At 60.8% G+C, this 24,020-nt stretch carries 18 protein-coding genes and 2 pseudogenes; 5 read left to right on the top strand and 15 right to left on the bottom strand.

Annotated features, from left to right (window positions below; genetic code table 11):
* Positions 1-15: 15 nt before the first annotated feature.
* The 3 genes and pseudogenes from AC07VH_RS04755 to AC07VH_RS04765 form a co-directional block, all read right to left on the bottom strand.
* A complete protein-coding gene (locus tag AC07VH_RS04755; protein ID WP_070302816.1) occupies positions 16-540 on the bottom strand; it encodes a helix-turn-helix transcriptional regulator in 525 nt (174 codons plus the stop codon).
* A gap of 4 nt (positions 541-544) precedes the next feature.
* Positions 545-820, bottom strand: a pseudogene (locus tag AC07VH_RS04760) (hypothetical protein).
* A 56-nt stretch (positions 821-876) separates the two neighbouring features.
* Positions 877-1,320, bottom strand: a pseudogene (locus tag AC07VH_RS04765) (tyrosine-type recombinase/integrase); the annotation flags it as partial.
* Between the two features lie 1,308 nt (positions 1,321-2,628).
* On the opposite strand from AC07VH_RS04765, the gene AC07VH_RS04770 reads away from it, so the two are divergent.
* The 3 genes from AC07VH_RS04770 (at position 2,629) to AC07VH_RS04780 (ending at position 4,872) form a co-directional block, all read left to right on the top strand.
* A complete protein-coding gene (locus AC07VH_RS04770; protein ID WP_494786959.1) occupies positions 2,629-3,627 on the top strand; it encodes a DUF4238 domain-containing protein in 999 nt (332 codons plus the stop codon).
* Between the two features lie 484 nt (positions 3,628-4,111).
* Complete coding sequence (locus tag AC07VH_RS04775; RefSeq protein WP_083292657.1) at positions 4,112-4,591, top strand: helix-turn-helix transcriptional regulator; 480 nt, start codon at positions 4,112-4,114, stop codon at positions 4,589-4,591.
* A 38-nt stretch (positions 4,592-4,629) separates the two neighbouring features.
* Positions 4,630-4,872, top strand: coding sequence for a hypothetical protein (locus AC07VH_RS04780; RefSeq protein WP_139143353.1), 243 nt, complete (start codon positions 4,630-4,632; stop codon positions 4,870-4,872).
* 92 nt (positions 4,873-4,964) lie between these two features.
* Here AC07VH_RS04780 and AC07VH_RS04785 read toward each other — a convergent pair whose 3' ends face one another.
* Positions 4,965-5,900 carry a hypothetical protein gene (locus AC07VH_RS04785; RefSeq protein WP_254671545.1) on the bottom strand — a complete coding sequence of 312 codons (936 nt, stop codon included), beginning with the start codon at positions 5,898-5,900 and terminating at the stop codon, positions 4,965-4,967.
* 736 nt (positions 5,901-6,636) lie between these two features.
* Complete coding sequence (locus tag AC07VH_RS04790; protein ID WP_494786960.1) at positions 6,637-8,952, bottom strand: DNA internalization-related competence protein ComEC/Rec2; 2,316 nt, start codon at positions 8,950-8,952, stop codon at positions 6,637-6,639.
* Between the two features lie 206 nt (positions 8,953-9,158).
* On the opposite strand from AC07VH_RS04790, the gene AC07VH_RS04795 reads away from it, so the two are divergent.
* Complete coding sequence (locus AC07VH_RS04795) at positions 9,159-9,992, top strand: class I SAM-dependent methyltransferase (RefSeq protein ID WP_494786961.1); 834 nt, start codon at positions 9,159-9,161, stop codon at positions 9,990-9,992.
* An 82-nt stretch (positions 9,993-10,074) separates the two neighbouring features.
* Here AC07VH_RS04795 and AC07VH_RS04800 read toward each other — a convergent pair whose 3' ends face one another.
* Positions 10,075-10,257 carry a hypothetical protein gene (locus tag AC07VH_RS04800; protein WP_139143755.1) on the bottom strand — a complete coding sequence of 61 codons (183 nt, stop codon included), beginning with the start codon at positions 10,255-10,257 and terminating at the stop codon, positions 10,075-10,077.
* 771 nt (positions 10,258-11,028) lie between these two features.
* On the opposite strand from AC07VH_RS04800, the gene AC07VH_RS04805 reads away from it, so the two are divergent.
* On the top strand, positions 11,029-13,014 hold the full coding sequence (locus AC07VH_RS04805; protein WP_494786962.1) for a helicase-related protein: 1,986 nt from the start codon (positions 11,029-11,031) through the stop codon (positions 13,012-13,014).
* Positions 13,015-13,017: 3 nt separating this feature from the next.
* On the opposite strand, the gene AC07VH_RS04810 is transcribed toward AC07VH_RS04805, so the two are convergent.
* The 9 genes from AC07VH_RS04810 to AC07VH_RS04850 form a co-directional block, all read right to left on the bottom strand.
* The gene (locus AC07VH_RS04810) at positions 13,018-13,491 is read right to left on the bottom strand and encodes a T6SS effector amidase Tae4 family protein (protein ID WP_489630716.1); all 474 of its coding nucleotides are present in this window, start codon (positions 13,489-13,491) and stop codon (positions 13,018-13,020) included.
* 242 nt (positions 13,492-13,733) lie between these two features.
* A complete protein-coding gene (locus AC07VH_RS04815; RefSeq protein ID WP_494786963.1) occupies positions 13,734-14,975 on the bottom strand; it encodes a PQQ-dependent sugar dehydrogenase in 1,242 nt (413 codons plus the stop codon).
* A gap of 4 nt (positions 14,976-14,979) precedes the next feature.
* Positions 14,980-15,777, bottom strand: coding sequence for a TatD family hydrolase (locus tag AC07VH_RS04820; RefSeq protein WP_475416658.1), 798 nt, complete (start codon positions 15,775-15,777; stop codon positions 14,980-14,982).
* A 12-nt stretch (positions 15,778-15,789) separates the two neighbouring features.
* Complete coding sequence (gene lolD / locus AC07VH_RS04825; RefSeq protein WP_475416653.1) at positions 15,790-16,515, bottom strand: lipoprotein-releasing ABC transporter ATP-binding protein LolD; 726 nt, start codon at positions 16,513-16,515, stop codon at positions 15,790-15,792.
* A 16-nt stretch (positions 16,516-16,531) separates the two neighbouring features.
* Positions 16,532-17,797 (bottom strand): lipoprotein-releasing ABC transporter permease subunit, encoded by a 1,266-nt coding sequence (locus AC07VH_RS04830; protein ID WP_494786964.1) that lies wholly within the window; start codon positions 17,795-17,797, stop codon positions 16,532-16,534.
* Positions 17,798-17,829: 32 nt separating this feature from the next.
* Entirely contained in the window at positions 17,830-19,107 is a 1,278-nt protein-coding gene (locus tag AC07VH_RS04835) for a lipoprotein-releasing ABC transporter permease subunit (RefSeq protein ID WP_475416654.1), read from the bottom strand.
* A gap of 94 nt (positions 19,108-19,201) precedes the next feature.
* Entirely contained in the window at positions 19,202-20,494 is a 1,293-nt protein-coding gene (locus AC07VH_RS04840) for a TolC family protein (RefSeq protein WP_494786965.1), read from the bottom strand.
* Positions 20,494-21,825, bottom strand: coding sequence for an HlyD family type I secretion periplasmic adaptor subunit (locus AC07VH_RS04845; protein ID WP_494786966.1), 1,332 nt, complete (start codon positions 21,823-21,825; stop codon positions 20,494-20,496). Before AC07VH_RS04845 ends, AC07VH_RS04840 begins: the two co-directional genes overlap by 1 nt.
* On the bottom strand, positions 21,822-23,975 hold the full coding sequence (locus AC07VH_RS04850) for a type I secretion system permease/ATPase (RefSeq protein ID WP_494786967.1): 2,154 nt from the start codon (positions 23,973-23,975) through the stop codon (positions 21,822-21,824). The genes AC07VH_RS04845 and AC07VH_RS04850 overlap by 4 nt, the downstream gene beginning before the upstream one ends.
* Positions 23,976-24,020: the final 45 nt, after the last annotated feature.

Raw genomic sequence — 24,020 nt, forward strand, 5'->3', positions numbered from 1 at the left:
CTTGTCGTACCTGCGTCATCCTACCAAGGCTTCCAGCGCTTTGGACGCAGAATGTGGCAAGCGCCGCCCCTCTTTAGCCACATTGACCTGCAAGGCCACCCGCGCCACGTCAAAAACGTCTTTGTCCAATGCATAGTTGCCCTTGGCCTGCAACCAGGTCAGCACGTCCGCCAAGTGCCAGATCGACGCACTCCCTTCATGCACTGGCGCAGGAAAACTACCCGGGTGAGCCAACATCAACTTGCGCATGTTCTGCCGCGACACCCCTACGATGTTTGCCACGTCGGTCAGCCCTACCAGATCTGGTGTCACTTCGATCAGCCGTGCCGACGGCGTGGCACGGCGCACATCTGCCAGCGCGCTACGCACAGCCTCGTCCGCATCCGTCGCCTCGCGGGTGAACTCCAGCGCCAACCGCCCTGGTTGCCCGAGGCCTACCAAAGCATCGTCGCAGCCAGCTTCGCCCAAGCGTTCGACCAGCACATCCGAACCGTGATCATCATCGGCAAGCTGGTATTTCAAAGTGAAGGTGTATTCCATCGTGCTACTCCTTTGCTCCGTCATCGGTCTCATACTGCTTACGATGCGTGGTGCAATTATCCACCACGCGCCGCAAGGCTTGAGCGTGATTATCGGGGTTCTTGGGCGTATTCCATATCGAGGTGATGCAAAACTCTCTGCAGCGGCACTGCTCGTCGTTGTACGAGCAATAAATGCCCCCCAAAGCGTGGTTGCCACCAACCTCTATACGCCACTCCTACTCTCCGGCGTACTTCAGAGCTTCCACGACCTCTTTCTTCGGATGTAAAGGACGGACCATCAATGGTTTCCAGTATGGCGGGTGATCGGAATGGTTGTCAAGAGACAACCATTCCGCTATTTTGAGGCTATTGCGCTCATTACCGGAACGACCACGTTCTCAGGCATCAGCTTCGGCACATAAACCTTTCCATCGCCCCAGGCATCAATCATGTTGGCCCACTCTTGCGGCATGTGGCGCCGCTGCTCGCCATACTCAGCCTTGTTGTAGACCGACCGCGAGGAACGTCTCTCATGCGCTAGGCACTTCTCGACCCAGTCCCGGTTGAAGCCGATCTCGTTCAACAGCGTCGACCCAGTGCGGCGCAAATCGTTGACAGTGAACGGCTGCAGCGACAACTCTTTGGCTTGCGCTCCCTCAACCACGAGTTGCGTCACCCGATTCAAAGTCGCATTGGACATAAACCGCGCCGCATCGTAACGAGAGGGAAAGACGAATTTTGAGCCTGCCGCACAGGCGTGCAGCGTAACAAAGTTATCGAGCGCATGGCGCGACAGATAACCAGCTCCAACTTGGATCAATGCCGGCTGCATTGGCAGGTGCTGCCCAAGCTGCCGTGGCAGCCGCGGTCTTAGCTACGGCTGCTGTGCCCATTCAAGGATGCAAACAGTAATCGCAATGATAGTGGCCTGTTTGGCAGAAGCGAGCCAAGGAGGATCATGCGAGCAACGATGGACGATAGCAAACCCTGCGTACGAACCTTTGATGTTTAATCCAAGTGCATATCAACGCTATGGACAAATGGGGTCCTCAAGTGCACTTAATATATGGTATCTATATCAAAACATCATTAATTGCAAGCCTTTTATTTGATGAGACTCAATGTGTCGCACTTTCTAAAAAATACTAATACCCAGGCTAGTGCACCATCAACTCTCCACCTTCCGAGCCGATGCACGAGCCATAATCCATGATCAAATCAAAAGCCTTTATGACCGCCAACGGAGCCACTCGCACCTCGGTATTGTTCCGCTATTAATATTAAATCTATAAATGCCAGCAGGCCCAAGCCGACGGACTCACTGGACAAGGACTGAAGTCAATTTTCGATCAGTAAAAATTGTCTGTAACGTGGCTGATTTAATTCGAACATTTGTGCGGCGATTGAGAATTTCAATGGACACTTCTACGTAGTAGGTACGAAGATACTTATATAGAAGAGTGTCACTGACCTCAAATTCACTCAGTGAGGAACGACCGAGCAATAGGTGAGCGACCAGCGCTAACGGTCCTGCTAAATATTGCCCAGATTCACTAGTTTGTACTTCTAACACCTGTTCTAAACTTTCGGCCACGCAGTTTAACCAGTGATCGGACAAGTGACATGGCAGAGCAGCCGACGGCCCTTTGTCTAGGACCTCGCTCTTTAATGCATCTAACCTCATAACAGGAGGAAGTGGATGTTCCATTGGGCTACCTCGTATTGGCTAAAAGTTCAGATCTCCGCCCCTTCGAAGAGTTACGGAGTGAAATAAGTCATAAATTTCTTGGTCTATTTTGCCCTAGGATCCGAATATGGTGAGGTGAATTTTGTTCCGTTAAACGAAAATTTTGACTCTATTCAAGTCGACCGGATGCACGATTAGCAAGCTACGCAAGGAACTTGAACAACCACAGGACAAATTCGCACATCATTCTTCGATAGATCGATGCCACATAGAAAATAAAGTTAATGGAAAGAAACATTAAGTACTGCAAATGTAACACGTATTTTACGCACATAGTCACCGACAGCAGATCCGGCGCCTAGGCTGGTAGGAAGCTTGGTAAAATGAATCCAAAAGCCGACGCCCAACGGAATGGATACCATGTTGCGAAAAGACCTCGAAGCCAAGAAACGACAACATTACGTGTGGGCGAAGTATCTAGCCCGATGGGGCCGCGGTACGATGAACGTTTTCTACACCACGAAAACGGGAAAGTTTGCGCACGTCAGTGTACGTGGCATTGCCGTTGACGACTATTTCTATAAAATTACCGTGCTTAATAGTAAGCATATTGAGGTGATCAAAGGATTCTCACGAAATAGCCCCGATCATTTGCAGCAACACCACATGTCATATCTTCATGACTTTCTAAGGATACAGCAGGTTGAGTTCATCTATGGCAAGTCTGGCACTCAGAATCTGCAAATTGAGCAATATCTCCAGGCGTTGAAATGCAATCAATTGGAAAATCTCCATGCTGCCCATGAAAAAATGGCACTTCCCGTGTTAGCCGCGTTAGCTGAAGAGAAACTTGATGTGCTGCAAAATCAGCGGCATATGCTCGAGTTCATGACATTCTTCGGACACCAGATTTGCCGCACAAAAACTTTCCGAGATGGTGTAATGCGGGTCCTGTCTAGACAAAGTGCTCTTGAGATTGAAGTCGCCAATGCTATGCAGCATACGTGGTGGTTCCTGAGTTATATGTATGGAATGAACATGGGTTTTAGCCTGTACATTGGGCGCCAGAACGCGAGGCATGCATTGCTGATAAATGATACTAGCGTGCCTTTTATCACGTCCGACCAACCTATCGTCAACGTGCATTCCTGTGTTTCTGATAAAAAATTTACCCCACCTGAGTATGCCGATCTCTATTATCCGATTACTCCACGGGTCGCTTACATCATTTGCGACTCCGAACGGTTCCCATCAGGCAGGCACGAGGTTGATAAGGCGACTGTTGTGGAATTCAATTCCAAAGTCGCAGCCCAAGCCATGGTGTACATCATCGGTGATACGGTGGATGCTATTCGCCCTTTCAGAAAGTACATCGGGCAGAACTATCAAAGTGCGCCTGATGGCCGTGTCAAGACCTGACAGAAAAATCATCGGACAACTTGGCACGTATGGCTTCACAATAGCCATGCATAAAATGACCAAAGTAAAGCAGCTCAACGAAGTTAACCTACGAAGATGACCACACCAAGCAGAACATGAAAAACATGGCCATCAGTGGGATACTCACTTCACTCACCGACGTTGCTCATCTTGTAAATGGCACGATGAATTAAAAACTATGCCACACTAGGCCAGCCAGCGACCGCTCGACGGCCACCAGTCTTTTCGTGACTTGACCTACCGGCGGCAGACGGTGCGCGGTCCTGCAGGCAAAGCGCGGATCGAGGGTAACGACAAACATCGACTGGCTCTTCTTGACAAAGAACCACTTAGCTAGGCGGATCAGTTTTCGGTTTGTGCCAGAATGAACGCTTCGCAATGGCGTGAATAGCAGGACTGCCATATATTTCAGCAAGATGTACAATATATTGTGCATTCAAGAGGTGAAATTGTGAGCATACACATGATCGGACAAGAGATTTATCTGCGGCGCAAAGCGGTTGGCCTGACTCAACAGCACCTGGCTAATCTGGCAAATCTATCGCGCCAGACCATACAACGCTTGGAAGCAGGGACAATTAAGGATCTTAGTTTTCAGCGCTTGACCAAGATCATGGGCATCGTCGGATTGAGTTTCGACGTTCCGTCGTTAGCGGCCCGGAAGCGCAAGAATGGCCTATGGATGGCCGCCAAAACCAGCAGCGTCAGCTATAAAAAAGAGATGAGCGTTGAAACCCTCCAGCATGCTCTTTCCACGGGTGAGGTTCCTCGCGGATACGAGGCGCAGATGCTTCATTTTCTGGATGAGGCACCGGTGCAAATTGTTGTTATGGCGGTCGAAGAGGCGGCCATGATATCCAATGAGTCGCCGACAAAAGTATGGTCACGTTTGGCTAAACTGGGTCCGGTACTTGGAGCCGAGCGCAAGGAGGTTTGGGGATGAGTGCAAGCACATATTCAGGAAATATAGAAGGTCCCCGCATGATTACTACCGAGGACGACGATTCTGGTTTCCCCCGACGACGTTTCGAGGAGACGCCAGCATTGGTTGACTTGCTACTATGGAGCAGCCCCACGTCGATGATCCGCACCCGCAAGGCTTTAAGCAATGGTGGGCCGTGCTGGCAGCTCGTCGCCCGGAGTTTTACTCTCAGCTTAGGTTTTTTTGCAGGAATTTTTGAAAAATCATCTTGGCATTCTCAAAATCAATGTAAAAGTCATTGATTTTCCTATACACGTTTTTGCATGAATTTTGCGAACCTATAACCTAACAGGATCTCATCCTAATTAGGTCTTTTTTTTCGATATTATTGTTACTAGAAACCGAAGAACATTTTTCGCTCTTCTACTTTGTGCAGACTGTGACGCGCTATGTGATGCGGCGTCGGCTCCACTTTTTCAGAGCAAAGTCTAAAAGCGAGTCCGTCGATGCATATTTCGGCCACCACGCCGCCAAAATCTTTTTCATAGCAGTCCTGCAGGATTTTCAAGTTGGTTGAGGGGAAACTATCTTTGAATTCCTTATTAAATTCCGGATAGAAATAGCGAATAAGCGCAGCTTCATACAGCGAAATTCTCTCCTGCTCCGTTGTATTAAAAAGCTTACTAATTCCATCCCTGATTCTCTTTCCATCGTCATCTTTCTTCTTCGCAAATGGATTCATAACAGTAAATAGCTGATTATTTGGCTGGATTGCCAGCATCAGTATGGTTAACCTGTATCCCTCGGGGACACCTTTAATAGCTATCTTTTGAAGCGTCTCATGCTTCAAAAGCCGATCGATCGCATTTCGCGAACCATCTTTTCCATATGCTTGTCCGATATACTTAACATTGAACTTCAGCATACCTACCTTTTCTTCAATTTTGTGCTTTAAGAAATCCTCATTGGGCCAGAACGTCTTTCCAGATTCGTCCTCAAGAATGCTAAATCCATCTCGTTGCCTTAGCAACAATCCTTGGGGAAGATTGATCGATATAGTGTGAGATAAATTTGCAACGGAGAAGTCCATTTCTAGTTGATTGCTATCCTGTCGAGCATCGAGAAACCTTATTGCTGGAGTATACCCAATGATGTAAATATGACACGACTCAATGACCCTCATTAAGGGAGCAAGTATGTTCTTATCATAGATATCTTCCGCGAAAATTGTGCATGAGTTGAACGCATACATTCCCAATGCATGCTCCACATCAAATAGAGCATTTGAAAAAAGTCCCTCTTGTGCAGGCCCCTTAGGCTGGTCTATCACGTACTCCTCCAGTTTAATTGATATTTTTAAAATTCCACATCGCGCAGTAGCCTACGTTTACTCATCAATGATCTTTACGATTTTTGAATCTACGAAAAGCGACACAGTTTGAAATTATGGCTAAATTAACAACAATGAATATCCTGTGCAACGTGAATACATTGATATTAATTCGTCGATTATAACCACGCAATACCACCGAAGACGTACTCTACTACCTCAACTGCAATAACCATTTCTATTTTCTCCAGCAGCACTGCTGCCTCGGCAGATACAACATGCGTGGCTAGAACAGTAAGTTAAGAGTAAGTATGCGAAGCAAATGAATGTAAAATATTTTGTACATCTATAGAACTGCGGCATATGTATATCTACGAAGTCGGGAAAGCAGTTCGCATCAGTCGTTTAGTGGTCGGGTCAACGCAGCAACGTCGAGCGAAGTTAGCTGGTCGGTCGCACAAGACGCCGCAGCAGCTGGAAGCTGAAACCATTAGCAAATTGAGTTCCGGGCGCGTGGATTATTGGAATCCGTCGACGCCCCACGGGCTACTTGAGGTAACAATGATCGGCGTCGTAGCGCCCGCCGATGTTGCTACCGTCATACACCTCCTTGAGGAAGTGTCGCTCTAGGGTGGTATTATTGCAACAAAACAAGCCGACCTGCAAAGTGGCGCCACTGTTGTGCAGATTTGATAGCATGTGGATGCTCATCATCGATGCCTAATCGGGTACTATTTTAGCTCGATTGCCGTGTGGGAGTGGATGTCATACCGAAAAATACAACACGCGACACTGTAGTTCTTGCGAAGCAAGCGTGACCGGCCATACGGGCCTCGCCCAATAAGCGATCTTTTAGTGGGTGACATAATCCGTGGTGGGGCGCCAGCAGCACGTCGGCCGCCAGCTCGCCATCGGCCGAGCGCGCCAGCAGCTGCGCCTCTTGCGCCGCTTCGATGTCGCCGGCCAGCAAGATGGCATGCTTGCCGGCCGTGATCTTCACGGTGCAGCTGCGGGCGTTCGGTTTCAGGGCAATGTCCGTGTGGCTGGCGGGTAATGGATGCAGCATGGCGAAATGCACGCCTTCCCAGGTCCAGCGCTGGCCCGCCGTGCAGTGCACATAGGGGCGGTGCGACTCCCGCCGCGCCTCGACGGCCGGGTGACCATCGAACAGCGACGAAGCCAGCCAGCCTACGTCTATATTTTCCAGCAGTGAGACGGCGCCGCCCGCGTGATCGAGGTCGCTGTGGGAAATGATCACGCCGTCGAGCGTAGCGATGCCGCGCGCCCGCAGATACGGCACGATGACACGGCTGGCGCCGTCGGAATCGAGGCTGTCGGCGGGCCCCGTGTCGTACAGCAGGCGGTGGCCATGCGTTTCCACCAGCACGGCCATGCCTTGTCCCACATCAAAGGCCGTGATCCACATCTGGCCCGGTGGCGGGCTCGACGGCATGGCCGTCAGCAGGGGCAGCCAGCCCAGCATGCCGGCCCACCTATGGGGCCATCCCCGTGGCGCCAAGAGCCAGGCCGTGCCGAACAGTGCCCAGCAAAAACTCCACCATGGCGGCGCGGGCGCCGTCCAGACGGCAAAGCGGCGCGCACCCAGCCAGTCCAGCACCTGCGCCAACATTTGCACGATGGCGTGCGCCAGCAACAGCAAGCCGTCGGACAGGGGGGAAGGCAGCAGGCTGCCCGCCAGCGACAAGGGCGTGACGATCAGGCTGATGACGGGAATGGCCAGCGCATTCGCCACAGGGCTGACCAGCGACACTTGCGAGAACAGCAGCATCGTCAACGGCACCAGCCCCACCGTCACCACGTATTGCGTGTGCGCACCCAGCGCCACGGCCGCGCGCAGGCGGCGCCAGCGGCTGGCGTTCTCCGGCAAGGGCGCCGTGGTGCGGCCCGCCGTCGCGTACAGCATGGCGGCGACGGCGCCGAACGACAGCCAGAATCCGGGCCACAGCACGGCCCAGGGATCGAGCAGCACGACCACGCCCAGCGCCAGGCACAGCACGTGAACGATGCTGGTAATGCGCCCCAGCCACAGTGCCAGCGCCACCACCAGCAACATATATAAAGTGCGCTGCGCGGGCACGCCGAAGCCGGCCAGCAGCACATACACCAATGCCGCCAGCGCGCCGGCCAGCGCCGCCACCTTTTGCGCCGGCAGCAGCAAGGGCAGTTGCCGGTCCGTGAAAAACGAACGCCGCCACAGCGCGCCCGCGCCCAGGGCGAACAGACCCGCGATCATGGTGATGTGCAGGCCGGAAATCGAAATCAAGTGGCTCACGCCCGTTCGGTTGAACACTTGCCAGTCCGACTGGGGAATGGCGCGCTGATCGCCCACCACCAGCGCCACGATCACGCCCGCGTATTGCTTGCCATCTAAACTGTGCGCGATGCGCGCGCGCAATACCGCGCGGCTGGCCTCCACCACATTGCCGAAACCGGGCACGAAGGCCGCCAGGCGCACGTTGGGCGTGTCCGCGCGCGGCTGCGGCCGCACATAGCCGGTGGCGCGCACGCCCTGCTCCAGCAGCCACGCTTCGTAGTCGAAGCCCATGGGATTCGCATTGCCGTGCGGACGCTGCAGGCGCACCGTCAGCCGCCAGCGCTCGCCCGGCTGCACGTCGCCCACTTCGTTCGTCACTGCATCGCGAAAACCTGCGTACCAGGACAGGGCGATCAGGGGCGGCACCTGCGCATTGAATGCCTTCTCCACGGCAAAATTGAAGCGCACGCCCTGCTCGAAGCGGTACGGCAAGCTGGCCACCGTGCCCTTGACGATGATGTCCTGCCCCTCGTCGGCCAGCGCCAGCTGCGGCGCCAGCGCGGCCTGGGCCAGCCAGGCCGCCCAGTAAAAACCCAGTCCCACGCCAGCGGCAAGCGCAATAGCGGAACGCCAGCGCGCTTGACGCCACAGCGCCAGACTAGCCAGCCCTCCTACCCCAACGATCACCAATAACCACACGCCCGCGTGCTGCGGCAAGCTTGCCTGCGTCTGCAGCCAGGCGGCGCCAGCGGCAAAGCCGAGTATCAGGGTGCGCATGGGAAGACAGGATCAAGGCAAAATCCGCTCGCTGCGAAAGGGACTCAGATACTGTGACCGTTTTCCACGCCTTGCCGTCTGATCTGGCGCAATGGTGGCGTGGATAAGAATGCTCATGCACGCCATCCGTCGTTGCCGTTGCCGACACTTTCCCCATGCTAAGATGGCCATCCGGCGCCCAGACGCCACGACCTGGCGGACTTTGCATGCCCCCACTGACAGCGGCAGAAACTTATTTGCAGGACTTTCATCAGCGACAGGTCGGCGTGACCAGCGCCGCGTTTGCCGATCTGCCGGCCCGCACCGCCTCCGGCACGTACGCCTCTTCCTATGCCGTGCTGACCAGTTTGGTACCGGCCGTGGACAGGCCTTTGAGCGTGCTCGACCTGGCTTGCGGCGACGGTCATCTGCTGGGCTTGCTGGCAGCCAGACAGCAATCTCAATTGCAGTTGCTCGGCATCGACATGAGCGAGGCCGAACTGGCCGCCGCGCGCGCCACCCTCCCCGCCTCCGTGCGGCTGCGGCAGGGACGCGCCCAGGCGCTGGACCTGCCATCGGCCAGCGTCGATTATCTCGTCTCGCACATGGCGCTGATGCTGATGGACGATATCGAACAGGTCGTGCGCGAAATGCGCCGCGTGCTGCGCCCCGGCGGCCAGTTCGCGGCCATCGTCGGCCGGACTTTCTTGCTGGGCGAAGTCAACGACGTATTCATGCGCGTGTTCAAGCCGATTGCCAGCACCGAACTGCCGCCGCTGCGCTTCGGCGACCGGCGCGCGGGATCGGAAGCGGGCTGGCGCGAACTGCTCGACGGCGCTTTCACGCATGTCGCGTTCGACGACATCGACGTGCCCTGGTCGCCCACGCCGGGCGAACTGTGGGCCGCCCTGAGCGACACCTATGACATCGACCGCCTGGACGATGACGCCAGGCGGCGTCTGCGCGGCGCGTTCCTGAATGCCGTGGCGCCGCTGCAAGCCGGCGACGGATTGATCGCCACCGGCTGGGGGCTACGCGCCGTGCGCGCACGGGCAGCCTGAACTGCCATCGACGCCATGGCTTGCTGGCGTCAGCGGCAACAGGCTACGACAATGGCTGCCGCAGCGCGCAGTATTCCTCCCGTCAATTGCAGGATTGCAGGCAGGCGGACCGCTCGGCGCCGCACTCGGCTTGAGAGGTACCGGCGGCGATGCAAGCCCGCCATTCGGCAGCGCAGGCGCTATAGCAATTGGCAAAGGCTGGCGTCGCAGTCACAGCCAAACCGAGGCCTGACGCAAAAAGAAATGCAGCGAGCTTTTTATTCATGGAGTTCTCCCAAAGTCGGATGGCTGACGAATCCCCGCGCGCGCCATCCTCTGGCGCAGGGCCACATACACAGGTATGTCAGGTGTCATCGCGCGCTGGCCGTGCGTCAGCGCGAAATGGAAAATCCTGCGGCCTCCAACGTATCCTGGAGCACCGTCAAATCAAAGCCGTGCATATCAACGCGGCACGCCCCAGCCGATAGCCAGTCCGGCATCCAGAATAATGCCGTACGTCGCCGTCAATTTCAGATATTTTGAAAAGATACCAAAATATCCCTGCAAAATCTGAACCCATGATCAGCTCGCCATTATTAATTGTCAAGACAATTCAATTCATTGCGCGCCATCGGCCAATTCCTCACACAATGAAAAATACAGGCGCGATACGAATATCATCGCCGTGGCTATCGATAAAAACATACTCTTTGTTATTATCGGCACCACGGCAATTGAAATTTTAATGTTAAATTCAAAAATCTAACAAAATTAATAAAAATATATTAATGAAAATTTCAGCCGAATAAAAATGTCGCAGGAAAAAAAACGCTAGGCGCAAAGCACCGGATATCGGATTCCCATTCCGCGTTCAAGCAAGATGATTGGCAAGCAGGTGGAAGCGCCGCCCTCCATGTTTGCCAGTTGCTTATCCGCCTCAAGGAATCATCGTCCTACAGATCAGCGCTCGTGCGGCAGCCGCACCGTGCGCCGGGGAAAAATCTTTACCCTGCGCACGGTATAATCGGCCTCGCTTACTTCAACACCCAGGCACGACATGACTTCCTCCGCACTTCCTCCCGACACTTCCACCGACATTTCCGACAGCACCGAAGACAATAACGACGCCACCCTGGTCGCGGAACTGGGGGAGCTGGCCGAGCATATCCGCCTGGTCAAGATGGAAGGCCGCGTCTTCGTGCGCTTTTCCGGCGTCGTCAAGGCCGGCCACCTGGTGGTGCCGTATGCGCTGGTGCCAAGCCAGGGCGTGCTGGCGCGGCCGGCCAAATGGCGCAAGATGGACCGCGAGACCAAGCTGGCGCTGGTGCGCGAACGGGCCAGCGCGGCCGTCTTCGAGGAACTGCGCCAGCATGTGATGGATTTCGTCGCCGATATCGCGGGCCTGAGCGAGGACGTGGACGCGGACCCGATGGTCTTCCTGCACACGCTGGCCGACATGCAGACGTCCGAGCCGGCCGGCATGGTGTTCGACCGCATCCGCCAGCGTTTCAACCACGCCATCGAGCGCCAGCAGGAAGAGCAGCACGCGGCACGCACGCGCCAGAGCATCAACCTGGCAGAGTATCCCGCCTCGTTCGAGATGGCGCGACGCCTGCCGCGCCGCTTCATCGCGCTGCTCGGACCCACGAATTCCGGCAAGACGCACCGCGCCATGGAAGCGCTGGTCAAGGCAAAGAGCGGCATCTACCTGGCGCCATTGCGATTACTGGCCCTGGAAAACTACGAACGCCTGCAGGAAGCCGCGCCGCACGGCAAACCGCTGGCCGTGAGCCTGATCACGGGCGAGGAACGCCGGGTCGTCGACGGCGCCACGCACGTGGCCAGCACGGTGGAAATGCTGGACACGAAGAACGTCGTCGAAGTGGCCGTCATCGATGAAATCCAGATGCTGGCCGACCCGGACCGGGGCGCCGCGTGGACGGCGGCCGTCTGCGGCGCGCCCGCCCACACCGTCTACCTGGTGGGGGCGCCGGAAGCGCGGCGCGCCATCGAGGCGCTGGCCGAACGCCTGGACTGCCCGCTGGAAGTACATGTATTGAAACGCATGGCGCCCCTGTCGATGGAACCGACGGCCGTGCGCAAGGTGCGCAACCTGCGCCGCGGCGACGCCGTCATCGCCTTTTCGCGCCGCGAAGTGCTGATGTGGCGCGACATGATCACGGAGACGGGACTGTCCGTGGCCACCGTCTACGGCAACCTGTCGCCCGAAGTGCGGCGCGCGCAGGCGCAGCGCTTCCGCGACGGCACGGCCGATATCGTCGTCGGCACGGATGCCCTGGCGATGGGCCTGAACATGCCGATCGCGCGCATCGTCATGACCACCTGCGTCAAATACAATGGCCGTGAAGAGGAAGAGATCTCGGCCGCGCTGGCGCGCCAGATCGCCGGGCGCGCGGGCCGCTACGGCGTGCACGAGGAAGGCCTGGTGGCCGGCTACGACAACGAGACGCATGAAGTGATGCGCGCCCTGCTGAAGGAAAAGCTGCATCCGCTGAACACCAGCGGCTTTGCCGTGGCGCCCTCGCTCGAACACCTGCACCGCATTTCGTCCGTGACGGGCGAGCTGTCGCTGTCGAAACTGCTGCGCCGCTTCATCCACAATATCGACGTGCCGGACGGCTTCTTCTTCCCGCGCATCACGGAAGACCAGAAGGAGCGCGCCGTCTGGCTCGACACCCTGCCCCTGTCCGTGGCCGACAAATTTACTTTGTCGCTGGTGCCGATCTCCAGCAAGGTGCCGTCCTTGCAGACGGCGTGGGAGCACTGGGCGAAGAATCTGTCGCAGGGAAAAACCAGCACCTTGCGCCAGCACGCGTACGGCGGCGGCACGCAAAACCTGCAGCAGGTGGAAGACACCTGCCGCTACTATTCCGCGTATGCCTGGCTCAGCTACCGCCTGCCCGAATTCTTCCCCGATATCGCCGTGGCGCAAAACCTGTCGCGCGATGCATCCGAGCGCGTCGATTCCATCCTGCGCGCGCACAACGCGGCCTCGCGCGGACGGTCGAAGAAGTTCAAATAGGCGTCAGCTGACTGGCCAGAACCAGACCTCGCCGCAATCCCAGTAGCACTCGCTGCCGCACACCTTCACGCCGGTGGACGGCAGCAGGATGTCGATATGCCCGCCCGCGCCACCCAGATAGCCGGGGATGCGGAAGAAGGCGACGACGCCCTGGCGCTGACCGATGCCCGGGATGGCAGCCTCCCTGACGAATTTTTCGGGCGCGCCGAACATCGAGGGACTGGCCAGCATGTGCGCCAGCTTGGCCTGTCCCGGCTCGATCAGCGCGCCCTTGAACGGCCCCTTGCGGATGGCCATGCGGCCCTTGACCTGGATGCCGGCCTTGATCAGGGCCAGGCTGACGCGGATGGCGCAGGTGTTGGCAAAGCTGTCCTTGCCGATCAAGTCTTCCCAGCCGATTTCGCCGAAAAGTGCCGCCTGGTCGACGGCGGCCACGCTCGGGTAATGCTCGCGCAGCGCGATGAATGCAGGTTTCATGGCAGCCTCCCATCGTCCCTGCCCGGCAGGGAACATCAGGCCGATTGTAGGAGGATGCGGCGGCCCCGCACTGAGCGAGATCAAGCGTAAACCGACGGCACCCGTAATGCCAACAATGACGTCGGATTACGCGCGGCATTGCCACGCCAATCCGACCTACTTGAGCATGTAGGTCGGATTAGGCCAAAGGCCGTAAGCCGACGACACCCGTAACGCCAGCGAGGACGTCGGATGAAGGCCGCTTACGGTTTGCCCGGCGCCGCATAATGCAGCTTGAGCACCAGGCCATTGTGGTCATCGGCCATATAGATATCGCCATCCTGGCCCTGCTTCACGTCGACGGGCGCGCCCCTGCCCTGCTTACCCTTGCGCTCCCAGTTGCCGATCAACTCGACGGACTTGCCCAGCGGCGCGCCGGCCTTGTCGGGCAGCAGCGCCACCAGGCGGTGGCCGTTGCTGCGGTAGCCATGGTAGCCGATGATCAGGCTGTTCTTGTACAGCGCCGGGTAGCGGCTGGCCGTGTAAAACGTCATGCCCAGCGGCGCGGCGTGGCCGGGCAGCAGGCGCTCGGGCGCTGCAAACTGGGCGTCGCAAGCCGTCTTCGGATATTCGGGACTGGCGACATTGTCGTCGTAGCAGTACGGCCAGCCGTAATGCCGGTCGGCCTTGATCAGATTCAGTTCCTCATGCGGCAGATTCTCGTCGCTTTTCAGCTGCGGCATGGCGGCCTGGATGGCGTCGCGCGCGTTTTCCGCCTGCCACAGTTCGCCCGTCGCAGGATGGAAGGCCAGCGCCATCGAATTGCGCAAACCGCGCGCATGCGTGCGCCAGCTCGTCACCGCGCCGGCCGGCCAGGCCATCGTGTATTCGCGGATGGCGCCCAGCGCTTCCGGACCTTCCGCCGAAGGGCAGGCCTTGGCCGGATCGGGCGCCTTGCCATCGTTCTCGCAATGGTCGGTGCTCGATCCCACGTTCACATACAGGTCGCCCTTGGGACTGAAACGCATGTTCGTCAACAGGTGCAAGCCCAGGCCCGGCAGGCGCGGCGTCTTGGCCGTGCCGCCGATGATGTCGGTGAGGGCGCGGGCCGGATCGCGCAGGTCGAAGCGGAAGATGCGTCCCACCTCGCCCACGTAGACCATGCCGTCCGGCCCCTGCACGATGCCGTTCGGGCGGTCGAGCTTGTCGAGCAGCAGCTTGCGTTCGTAGCCCGGGCCGGCCGCCTTGCGCTGCAACAGCCACAATTTACCCTGCTTCGGCGCCCATCCCGTCATGTCCGTGACGAGGATGTCACCATTCGTCAGCGGCAGCACGCCACGGGGAAATTTCAGGCCGTCGGCCAGCACGGCCACGCAAAAGCCGGCCGGCGTGGCGACGTCGAGGCGCGGCATGCCGTCGCACTGGGCGCCAGCAGCCGCCATGGCGGGCGCCAACACGGTAGACATGCAGGCTGCCAGGGCGCCCGCAAGCATTTTCTTGTTCATGATTTCACTCCATCAGGGGTAATCGAGGCAGCACGGCGCGCGCATTGGCGCTGGTTTGCGCCGCCACGTCGGCAAGTTCCAGGCCGCGCAGTTCGGCCAGCACGGCGCCGATGCGGGGCAATTCTTCGGGACTGTTGCGGCCCGGGTGGATCCAGGCGGGAGAAATGTCGGGCGCGTCCGTCTCCAGCACGATGGCGTCCAAAGGCAGTTCGCTCGCCATGCGGCGTATCTGCAAGGCCCGCGTAAAGGTCATGGCGCCGCCGAAACCGAGCTTGAAACCGAGGGCGATATAGCCCTGCGCCTGCTGGAAGCTGCCATTGAACGCATGCGCGATGCCGCCGTTCGGGCGGATCTGGCGCGCGTGCTTGAGGACAATGTCCTGCGAGCGGCGCACATGGGCCAGCACGGGCAGGTCGAAGTCGCGGGCGATTCTCAGCTGCTCGCGCAAAAAATGCTCCTGCTTGGCGCGCATGGCCGGTTCGCACAGCATGGGAAGGAAGAAATCGAGGCCGATCTCGCCGATGGCCACAAAATTCGGGTCATGCATGGCCAGCGCCACGGCTTCGCGCAGGGCGATCAAATCGTCTTCCGTGGCCTGCGGCACGTAGATCGGGTGGATACCGAGCGCATAGCAGGCGTTGGGCGACGTTGCCGCCAGATCGCGCACGATGGCGAAATTGGCCCGTTCGACGGCGGGAACGACGATCATGCCCACGCCCTGCTGCTGCGCGCGCGCCGCCACCTGCGGCGATTCGCTGCCGAATTCATGCGCGTCGAGGTGGCAGTGCGTGTCGATCCACAGCATGGCGGTTCCTTAGTATTGGTACGGCTGCAGCCCTTCGTCCGTCAGGCGCAGCACGCGGTCGCAGCGCTTGGCCAGTTCGATATCGTGCGTGACGATGACGAAGGCCGTGCCCAGGGTGCGCGACAGTTCCAGCATCAGGTCGAAAATCTGTTCGGCCGTGGCGTGATCGAGGTTGCCCGTCGGTTCATCGGCCAGCACGCAGGCAGGCTGCGTGACGAGGGCGCGGGCCAGGGCCACGCGCTGGCGCTCGCCGCCCGACAATTCGCCCGGCGTGTGCGTGACGCGCTTGGCCAGGTTCACGCGCGTGAGGATCTGCTGCGCCAGCTCGGTGGCCGGAGCGCGCTTCATGCGCCGTATCATCAGCGGCATGGCGACGTTGTCCAGCGCCGAGAACTCGGGCAGCAGGTGGTGGAACTGGTAGACGAAGCCCAGCGAGGCATTGCGCAAGTCGCCGCGCGCCTTTTCGCTGAGGGTGGCGAAATCCCTGCCCAGCAGGGTCACCTTGCCGCTGGTGGGCGTATCGAGCCCGCCCAGCAGGTGCAGCAGGGTCGATTTGCCCGAGCCGGAGGCGCCGACGATGGCGACGCGCTCGCCGCGGTGGACGTCGATGTCGATGCCGGCCAGCACCTGCACCTTGTAGCTGCCCTGCGTGAAAGTCTTGCCCAGGCCACGGCAGCTAAGGACGGCGGAATCGGCGGAAGCGCCGTTGGAGGCAGGTTTATTCAGATCGGTCATGGTCGTATTCAGTGGTTTATTCATAGCGCAGGGCTTCCGCAGGTTTCACGCGGGCAGCCCACCAGCTTGGGTACAGGGTCGCCAAAAAGGCGAGGATCACGGCCAGCACGCCGATCTTGGTGACGTCGGGCCAGCGCAGGTCGGACGGCACGGTGCTGATGAAATAGATGTCCTTGGAGAGGAACTGCACGCCCAGCAGATGCTCGATGAAGGGCACGATGACGTCGATGTTCATCGCCACCAGCACACCGCCGCCCACGCCCAGGATCGTGCCCAGGATGCCCACCAGCGCGCCCTGGATCATGAAGATCTTCATGATGGAACGGGGCGAGGCGCCCAGCGTGCGCAAAATCGCGATATCGGCCTGCTTGTCCGTCACCGTCATCACCAGGGTCGACACGAGGTTGAAGGCCGCCACCGCGATGATCAGGGTCAGGATGATGAACATCATGCGTTTTTCCGTCTGCACGGCGGCAAACCAGTTGGCGTTCAGCTTGGACCAGTCGCGCAGCCACAGGTCGCCCGGCATGGATTTCTTCAGTTCGGCCGCCACTTGCGGCGCCTGGTTCATGTCGGCCAGGCGCAAACGCAGGCCGGACGGGCCATCGAGGCGCAGCAGGCGCTGGCCGTCTTCGATATTGATGAAGGCCAAACCGGCGTCGAATTCATTGTGGCCCGCCTGGAAGATGCCGCTGACGGTAAAGCTGCGCATGCGCGGCAGCACGCCGGCCGGCGTGACCTGGCCCTGCGCCAGCATCAAGGTCACTTTTTCGCCGAGGTTGACGCGCAAGGCGCGCGCCAGCTCGATGCCCAGCACGATATTGAAGGTGCCCGGCTGCAGCGCCTTGAAGCTGCCCATGCGCGTCTGGCCGGCCACGTCGGACACGTTCGGCTCTTCCTCGGGCAGCACGCCGCGCACGATGGCGGGACGCAGCGCATCGTCGCGCAGCAGCATGCCTTGCGTTTCCACAAACGGCGCGGCGCCCTTCACGGCCGGATTCTTGAAGGCTTGCGCCGCTTCCGCGCGCCAGTCGGGCATGCTGCCGCTGTTGTCGAACACTTCCACGTGGGCCAGCACGGACAGCATGCGGTCCGTCACTTCCTTCTGGAAGCCGTTCATCACGGACAGCACAACGATCAGCGCCGCCACGCCCAGGCCGATGCCGGCCATGGAAATAAGCGAGATGAAGGAGATAAAACTGTTGCGGCCACTGCGCTTGCCGGCCCGCGTGTAGCGCAGGCCGACCAGCCATTCGAAGGGAAAATTCTTGAAAATACTCATTATTCAGGCGGTCTTTATCGTTTCTTGATGTGTTATTCGTAGCGCAGCGCCTCGGCTGGCTTGACGCGCGCGGCGCGCCAGCTCGGGTAGATGGTGGCCACCAGCGCCAGGCCAAAGGCGATCAGGCCGATCTGCGCCACGTCCAGCCAGTGCACGTCCGACGGCACGGCGCTGATCTGGTAGATTTCCTTGGAGATGAAGTGCAGGCCGAAGATGCCTTCGATGAAGGGCACGATGACGCCCACGTTCAGCGCCAGCACGACGCCGCCGATGACGCCCAGGGCGCTCCCCAGCAAGCCCACCAGCGCGCCCTGGATCATGAATATCTTCATGATGGAGAACGGCGAGGCGCCCAGGGTGCGCAAAATGGCGATGTCGGCCTGCTTGTCGGTGACCGACATCACCAGGGTCGAGACGAGGTTGAACGCGGCCACGGCGATAATCATGCTGAGGATGATGAACATCATGTTCTTCTGGCTTTGCACCAGCGCATACCAGCTGGCACTGGCGCGCGACCAGTCGCGCATCCACAGCTGGCCCGGCATCGAGGCCTTCAGTTCGCGCGCCACCTGGGGCGCCTTGTTCATGTCGTGCAGGCGCAGACGCAGGCCGGACGGACCGTCAAGCTGCAGCAGCTGCTCCGCATCCTGCATGTTCACAAACGCCAGGCTGCCGTCAAGTTCATTGTGGCCAGCCTCGAAGATGCCGGCCACCTTCAGCGCCCGCATGCGCGGCATGACGATGCCGTTGGCCGGATCGCCCGCCCTGGGCTCGCGCTCGAGCATCAGGGTGACGTTCTGCCCCACTTTCACGTCCAGCGCCTTGGCCAGGTCGATGCCCAGCACGATGTTGTACGAGCCGGGCGTGAGATCATTGAAACTGCCCTGCTTCATCTGGGCGGCCACGCTCGAGACGGTGGCTTCCTGCTGCGGCAGCACGCCGCGCACGACGGACGGGCGCATGGTTTCGTCATTGAGCAGCATGCCCTGGGTTTCCACGAAGGGCGACACGGCTTTCACTTGCGGATTGGCGTAGGCGGCGCGTTCCTGCGCCTGCCAGTTGGGCATGGAGCCGCTGGTGTCGAACACCTCGACGTGGGCCAGCACCGACATCAGCCGGTCGGTGACTTCCTTCTGGAAGCCGTTCATGACGGAGAGGACGACGATCAGGGCGGCCACGCCCAGGCCGATGCCGGCCACGGAAATGAGGGAGATGAAGGAAATGAAGCTGTTGCGGCCACTGCGTTTCCCGGCGCGCGTATAGCGCACGCCGACCTGCCACTCAAAAGGAAATTGTTTGATGATGCTCATGCGCTCCCGCGACAACGATGATATGCGAGCGCGCAGTGTGCCACACAATGGGCATTTCATGCACCAAGTCTGCGTGAAACAGCGCACAGCTAGCCTACTTTGCCTCCTGCGCCAGGCCGAAAACCCGCAACAGCTGCCCCGCCAGCGCATATTGCCGCATCTGCGCCAGGGTCAGACGGTGCAGCTGGTCGATGCGCCGCTGCTGTATCGTGAAGTAGCCATCACGCGTCTGGATGACCTGCTGCAGGTTGCGCCGGCCCGCCTCGTACTGGACGGTCCCGCCGCGCACGACGAAGGCCATCTTTCTTTCCTGCTCGTCGAGCAGGGCCAGGGTGCGCTGCGCATTGGCGATGCGCGGCAGCATGCTGGCCAGGTCGGCGCGCGTGCCCTGCTCGGCGCGTGCCACGTCCGCCTCGGCCGCCTGGGCGCGGCTGATGCTCTCGTCGCGCTGCGCCAGGCTGCCGCCGCCGAGCGGGATTTCCCAGGAGACGCCCACCGACCAGCCCCGCTGCTGGATGGTCGACGGCGGCGGCGTGGTCTTGTTATTGAGCAGATGGCTGACATTCAGATCGACTTTGGGGGCCAGGGTGGCCGCCACGCCACGCACGCGCAGCCGGGCCGCCGCCGCACGCTCGCGCGCGGCGCGCAACTGCGCCTGCTGCGTGTCGGCATTCTCCAGCGCCTGCGCCGGCAGCGGCGCGAAGGCGAAATCGGCAAACTGCGCCACCGGCTCGAAGGCCAGCGCCTCGAGCTTGATGCGCGCCGCCTGCTGGTCCGTCAGCAAGCCGTCGTGCACCAGTTCCGCGTCCAGCTGCGAACTTTGCGCCAGTTCGCGGTCCACTTCCGACGATTTGCCCAGCTCCGCCTGGCGCGTCACCTGCCGCACCAGCTGCGTCACGTCGCGCAGGCGTTCCTGCGACTGCTGCAGGCTGCGTTCCAGGCGCCGCATGTCGAAATACGCCTCGGCCAGCTTTTCCGCGCTTTCCGCGCGCGCGCGCTCCACGTCGAAGGCGGCGCCCGCCATCTCGCGCTCGGCCGCATCGAGTTCGGCGCGGTCGGCGCCGCCGTTGTACACGTTCCAGCGCACGCTCGCTTCCACCTGGTGCGTGCGGCGCTCGACCTCCAGGGTGCCATCGAGGTCCTTGCTGCGCCCCCGCGTCGCCTGCAGCACCGCAGTGGGAAACAGCCGCGAACGGGCCTGCCTGTAGCGCGCTTCGGTGGCGGCCAGCGCCGCCTGCGCCGCAATCACCTGCGGATCGCGCGGCACGGCGCGCGCCAGCAAGGCGGGCAAGCCGCGAGCGGACTGCGCCTGGAAGGTGGCCTGTGGCGCGGACTGGGCCACCGCGTTTGCGCAGGCCAATGCCATGCAAAATAAAAAGGCACGCATCACCGCTCCTGCAGGGAAGACTGCAAGCCGCGCAGCACGGGCTTGAACACATATTGCAGCACCGAGCGGCGCCCCGTCAGGATGCCCACGTCGACGGGCATGCCGGGCGTCACCGGCAGCACCTTGCCGTGCGCCGTCAGCTGGCTGCGGTCGGTACTCAGCTGCACCTCGAAGTACGGTTCGTTGCGCTCGTCGGGAATCGCGTCCGCCCCCACGCGCACCACTTGCGCCTGCATGCGGCCATAGGTGGTGGCGTCGTACGCCAGCACATTCGCCGATGCGCTCTGTCCCACATGGATAAAACCGATGTCCGACGGTTTCACGCGCACGGAGATCAGCATTTCCGAATCGGCCGGCACGATTTCCAGGATAGGTTTACCCGGCTGCGCCACGCCGCCGACGGTTGCCACCAGCACGCGGTTGACGATGCCGTCGACGGGTGCCGTCACGTCGCGCCGGCTGACCTGGTCCTGCTGGCCTTTCACGGTGCTGGCCAGGGCGCCGGCCTTGGTTTCATACTCGCTGCGCTGCGCGCCCCACTGGCCGCGCATGCGCGCTTCCACTTCGCCAGCCTGCGCCTGCGCCTCGGCCAAGGTGGCCGTCAGGCGCGGCACGGAGGCGCGCAGGCTGTCGAGTTCCGTGCGCTGCTGCTGCACGCGCTGCTGCGCATTCAGGTAGTCGCCGCGCGAACCGGCACCCTCTTTGAAGAGCCTCTCCTCGATGGACAGGCTTTCCAGGGCGATTTTCAAGCCCGTGTCGAGCTGGGCGATGCGGCTGTGCGCCTCGGCCAGCTCGCCGCGGCGGCGCGTCACGCCCTCGCGCGCGGCCGCCGTGGCCGACGCGAATTCGCGCTGGCCGTCGCGCCACAGCTGCGTTTCCTTGGCGATCAGCTCGGGCGCCTCTTTCTGCCATTCCGGCGCGAACTGGGGCGTGCCGCCGGACAGCAGCGCATCGAGGCGCGCCCGGCCCGCCAGCGCCGCCAGGCGATTCTGCACGCTGGCGCCCAGGTTGGCCTCGTACTGGGCCGTGTCCAGGCGCAGCAGCAAGTCGCCGCGGCGCACGCGCTGGCCCGGTTTCACCAGCATTTCACGCACGATGCCCCCTTCCAGGCTTTGCACTTCCTGCAGGTGCGATGGCGGCGTGATGGCGCCCCGGCCATTCACGGAGACGTCGAGCTGGGCGAAGGTGGCCCAGGCCAGCACCAGCACCAGCAGCACGGACGTCAAGGCCAGCATGTGGATGACGATGCGCTGCGGCTCCCTTTCCGGGTCCGGGTGGGCCGCCGGCAGAGGGCGGGCGTTCGGGGCGTTCGGGGCGTTCACGGCGCTCATGCTGTGGCTCCCTGTTCCGCCGCGGGCCTGGCCGCCTGGCTGTTCAATACGCGCATGACGTCGTCGCGCGGGCCGTCGGCCACGATGCGCCCCTTGTCGAAGACGATCAGGCGGTCCACCAGCGCCAGCATGGCCATGCGGTGCGTCACCAGCACGATGGTGGTCTCTTTTAAGGTACGCAGCCGGCCGATCAGCCGCTGCTCGGTGGCCGGGTCGAACATGCTGCTCGGCTCATCGAGCAGCAGCATCGGCGGTTTCACCAGCAAGGCGCGGGCCATGGCCACGGCTTGCCGCTGGCCGCCGGACAGGCGTTCGCCCCGCTCGCCCACTTCCGTCGCCACGCCGTTGGGCAGCTGGGTGATGATGTCGTCGAGGCAGGCCAGGCGGATGGCGTCGAGCAGGCTGGCGTCGTCGGGCTGGCTGCGTCCCAGTTCGATGTTTTCGCGCAGGGTGCCGTGGAACAGGGTCACGTCCTGCGGCACGTAGCCGATCTGGCGGCGCAGGCTCAAGGGGTCCAGCTGGGTGCTGGCCAGGTCGTCGAACAGCACGCTGCCGCTTTGCGGGCCGTACTGGTTCAGCAGCAAGCGCAGCAAGGTGCTCTTGCCGGAACCGAGCTTGCCGATCACGCCGACCCGTTCGCCGGGGCGGATGTGCAGGTTGAGCTTATCGAGCAGCGGCGGCGAATTCGGGTAGGCAAAGCCCACGTCGCGAAATTCGATGCGCCCGGACAGGGGCGGCGCCTGCAGGCTGGCCGCGTCGTCGTCGGTGGGCGCTTCCATGATTTTATTGAGTGCGTGATACGACAGCTTGGTCTGCTCCCAGCGCATGATCAGGCCCGCGATCTGGCTCACGGGCGCCAGGGCGCGGCCCGTCAGCATGCTCACGGCGATGATCTGGCCCAGGGTCAGCAGATGCTCGCCCATCAGCAAGGCGCCCGTGGCCACCACGGCCACGCCGGACAGGGCCAGCACGGCCGTGTTGATGTAATTGACCCGGCTGACGATTTCGCGCGTCTCGACGCTGTTGGCGGCGATGGCCACCGTCAGGCTTTCCCATTTGCGCCGGCTCCACGCTTCGGCGCCCAGCGCCTTGATGGTGTCGAGGCCATTCATGGTTTCAAACAGGTGCGCAGTGCGCTGCGCGCTTTCCTGCATCGAGGCGGCCACGTGGCGCGCCAGGGCCGCGCGCGAGGCGAAGGCCACCAGCAGCAGAATCGGGATGACGGCCAGGGGCACGAGCACGAGCCAGCCGCCGACCAGGGCGATCACCAGCAGGAACAGCAGCAGGAACGGCAAGTCGCCCAGGGTCGTCAGGGTCGTGGAGGCGAAGAATTCGCGCACGGATTCGAAATCGCGCACGGTATTGGCCAAAGTCCCCCCGGAAGCGGGCCGGCTGGCCGCGCGCAGGCGCAAGCACTGGGCGAAGATGTTCGACGACAGCGCCACGTCCATGCGGCGCGAGGCCGTTTCCACCAGCTCGCCGCGCAGCAGGCGCAGGGCCAGCTCGAAGCCCGTCAGCACCACGACGGCGATCGTCAGCACCCACAGGCTGGACGTGGCATTGTTCGGGATCACGCGGTCATACACGGCCATCGCATAGAACGGCACCAGCGCGCCGATGACATTGAGCACCAAGGTGCCCAGCAGGGCCCAGCGGAAGACCCAGCGGTTACGGTTGAAGACATCCCAGAACCAGCGCCCCGCCGCCGGCATACTGTAAAGCAAGCTGCGCTGGTCGAAAAACATGACGGGCCGCACGGCCACCCAGCGGCCACCGGGCACTTCCCGCGCCAGCGCGGCCGCGTCGAGCCAGGCACTGCCGGCGATGCCGGGCACATGGCATTCATATTTGCCATCGGCAATGGCCAGTATCACCAGCGCCTGCCCTTCCCCGTTGAGCAGCAAGGCCGGCATTTCCGTGGCGCGGCGCGGCTTGCCTATCGGCAACGCGGTGCCGGCCAGGGTGGCGTGCGCCAGCGCCTGGTCGAGAAAGCCGGCGGCGGCCGGGCCGGCCTGAGCCGCCACGCTGGCGCGCAGGCGCTCGGCCTGCACGGTCACGCCGAAAAAGCGCGCCAGGAAGACGATGGCGTCGGCGATGGCATCGGTGGACATGCCGGCGGACGCGGTGGAAGTGTCAAGGGGTGGGGTCATGATGGGTTCACAATAAAACGCTGCGGCGCGCCGGTCGGGCGCGCC

The sequence above is a fragment of the Janthinobacterium sp. GW821-FHT03C10 genome, from assembly GCF_059420865.1.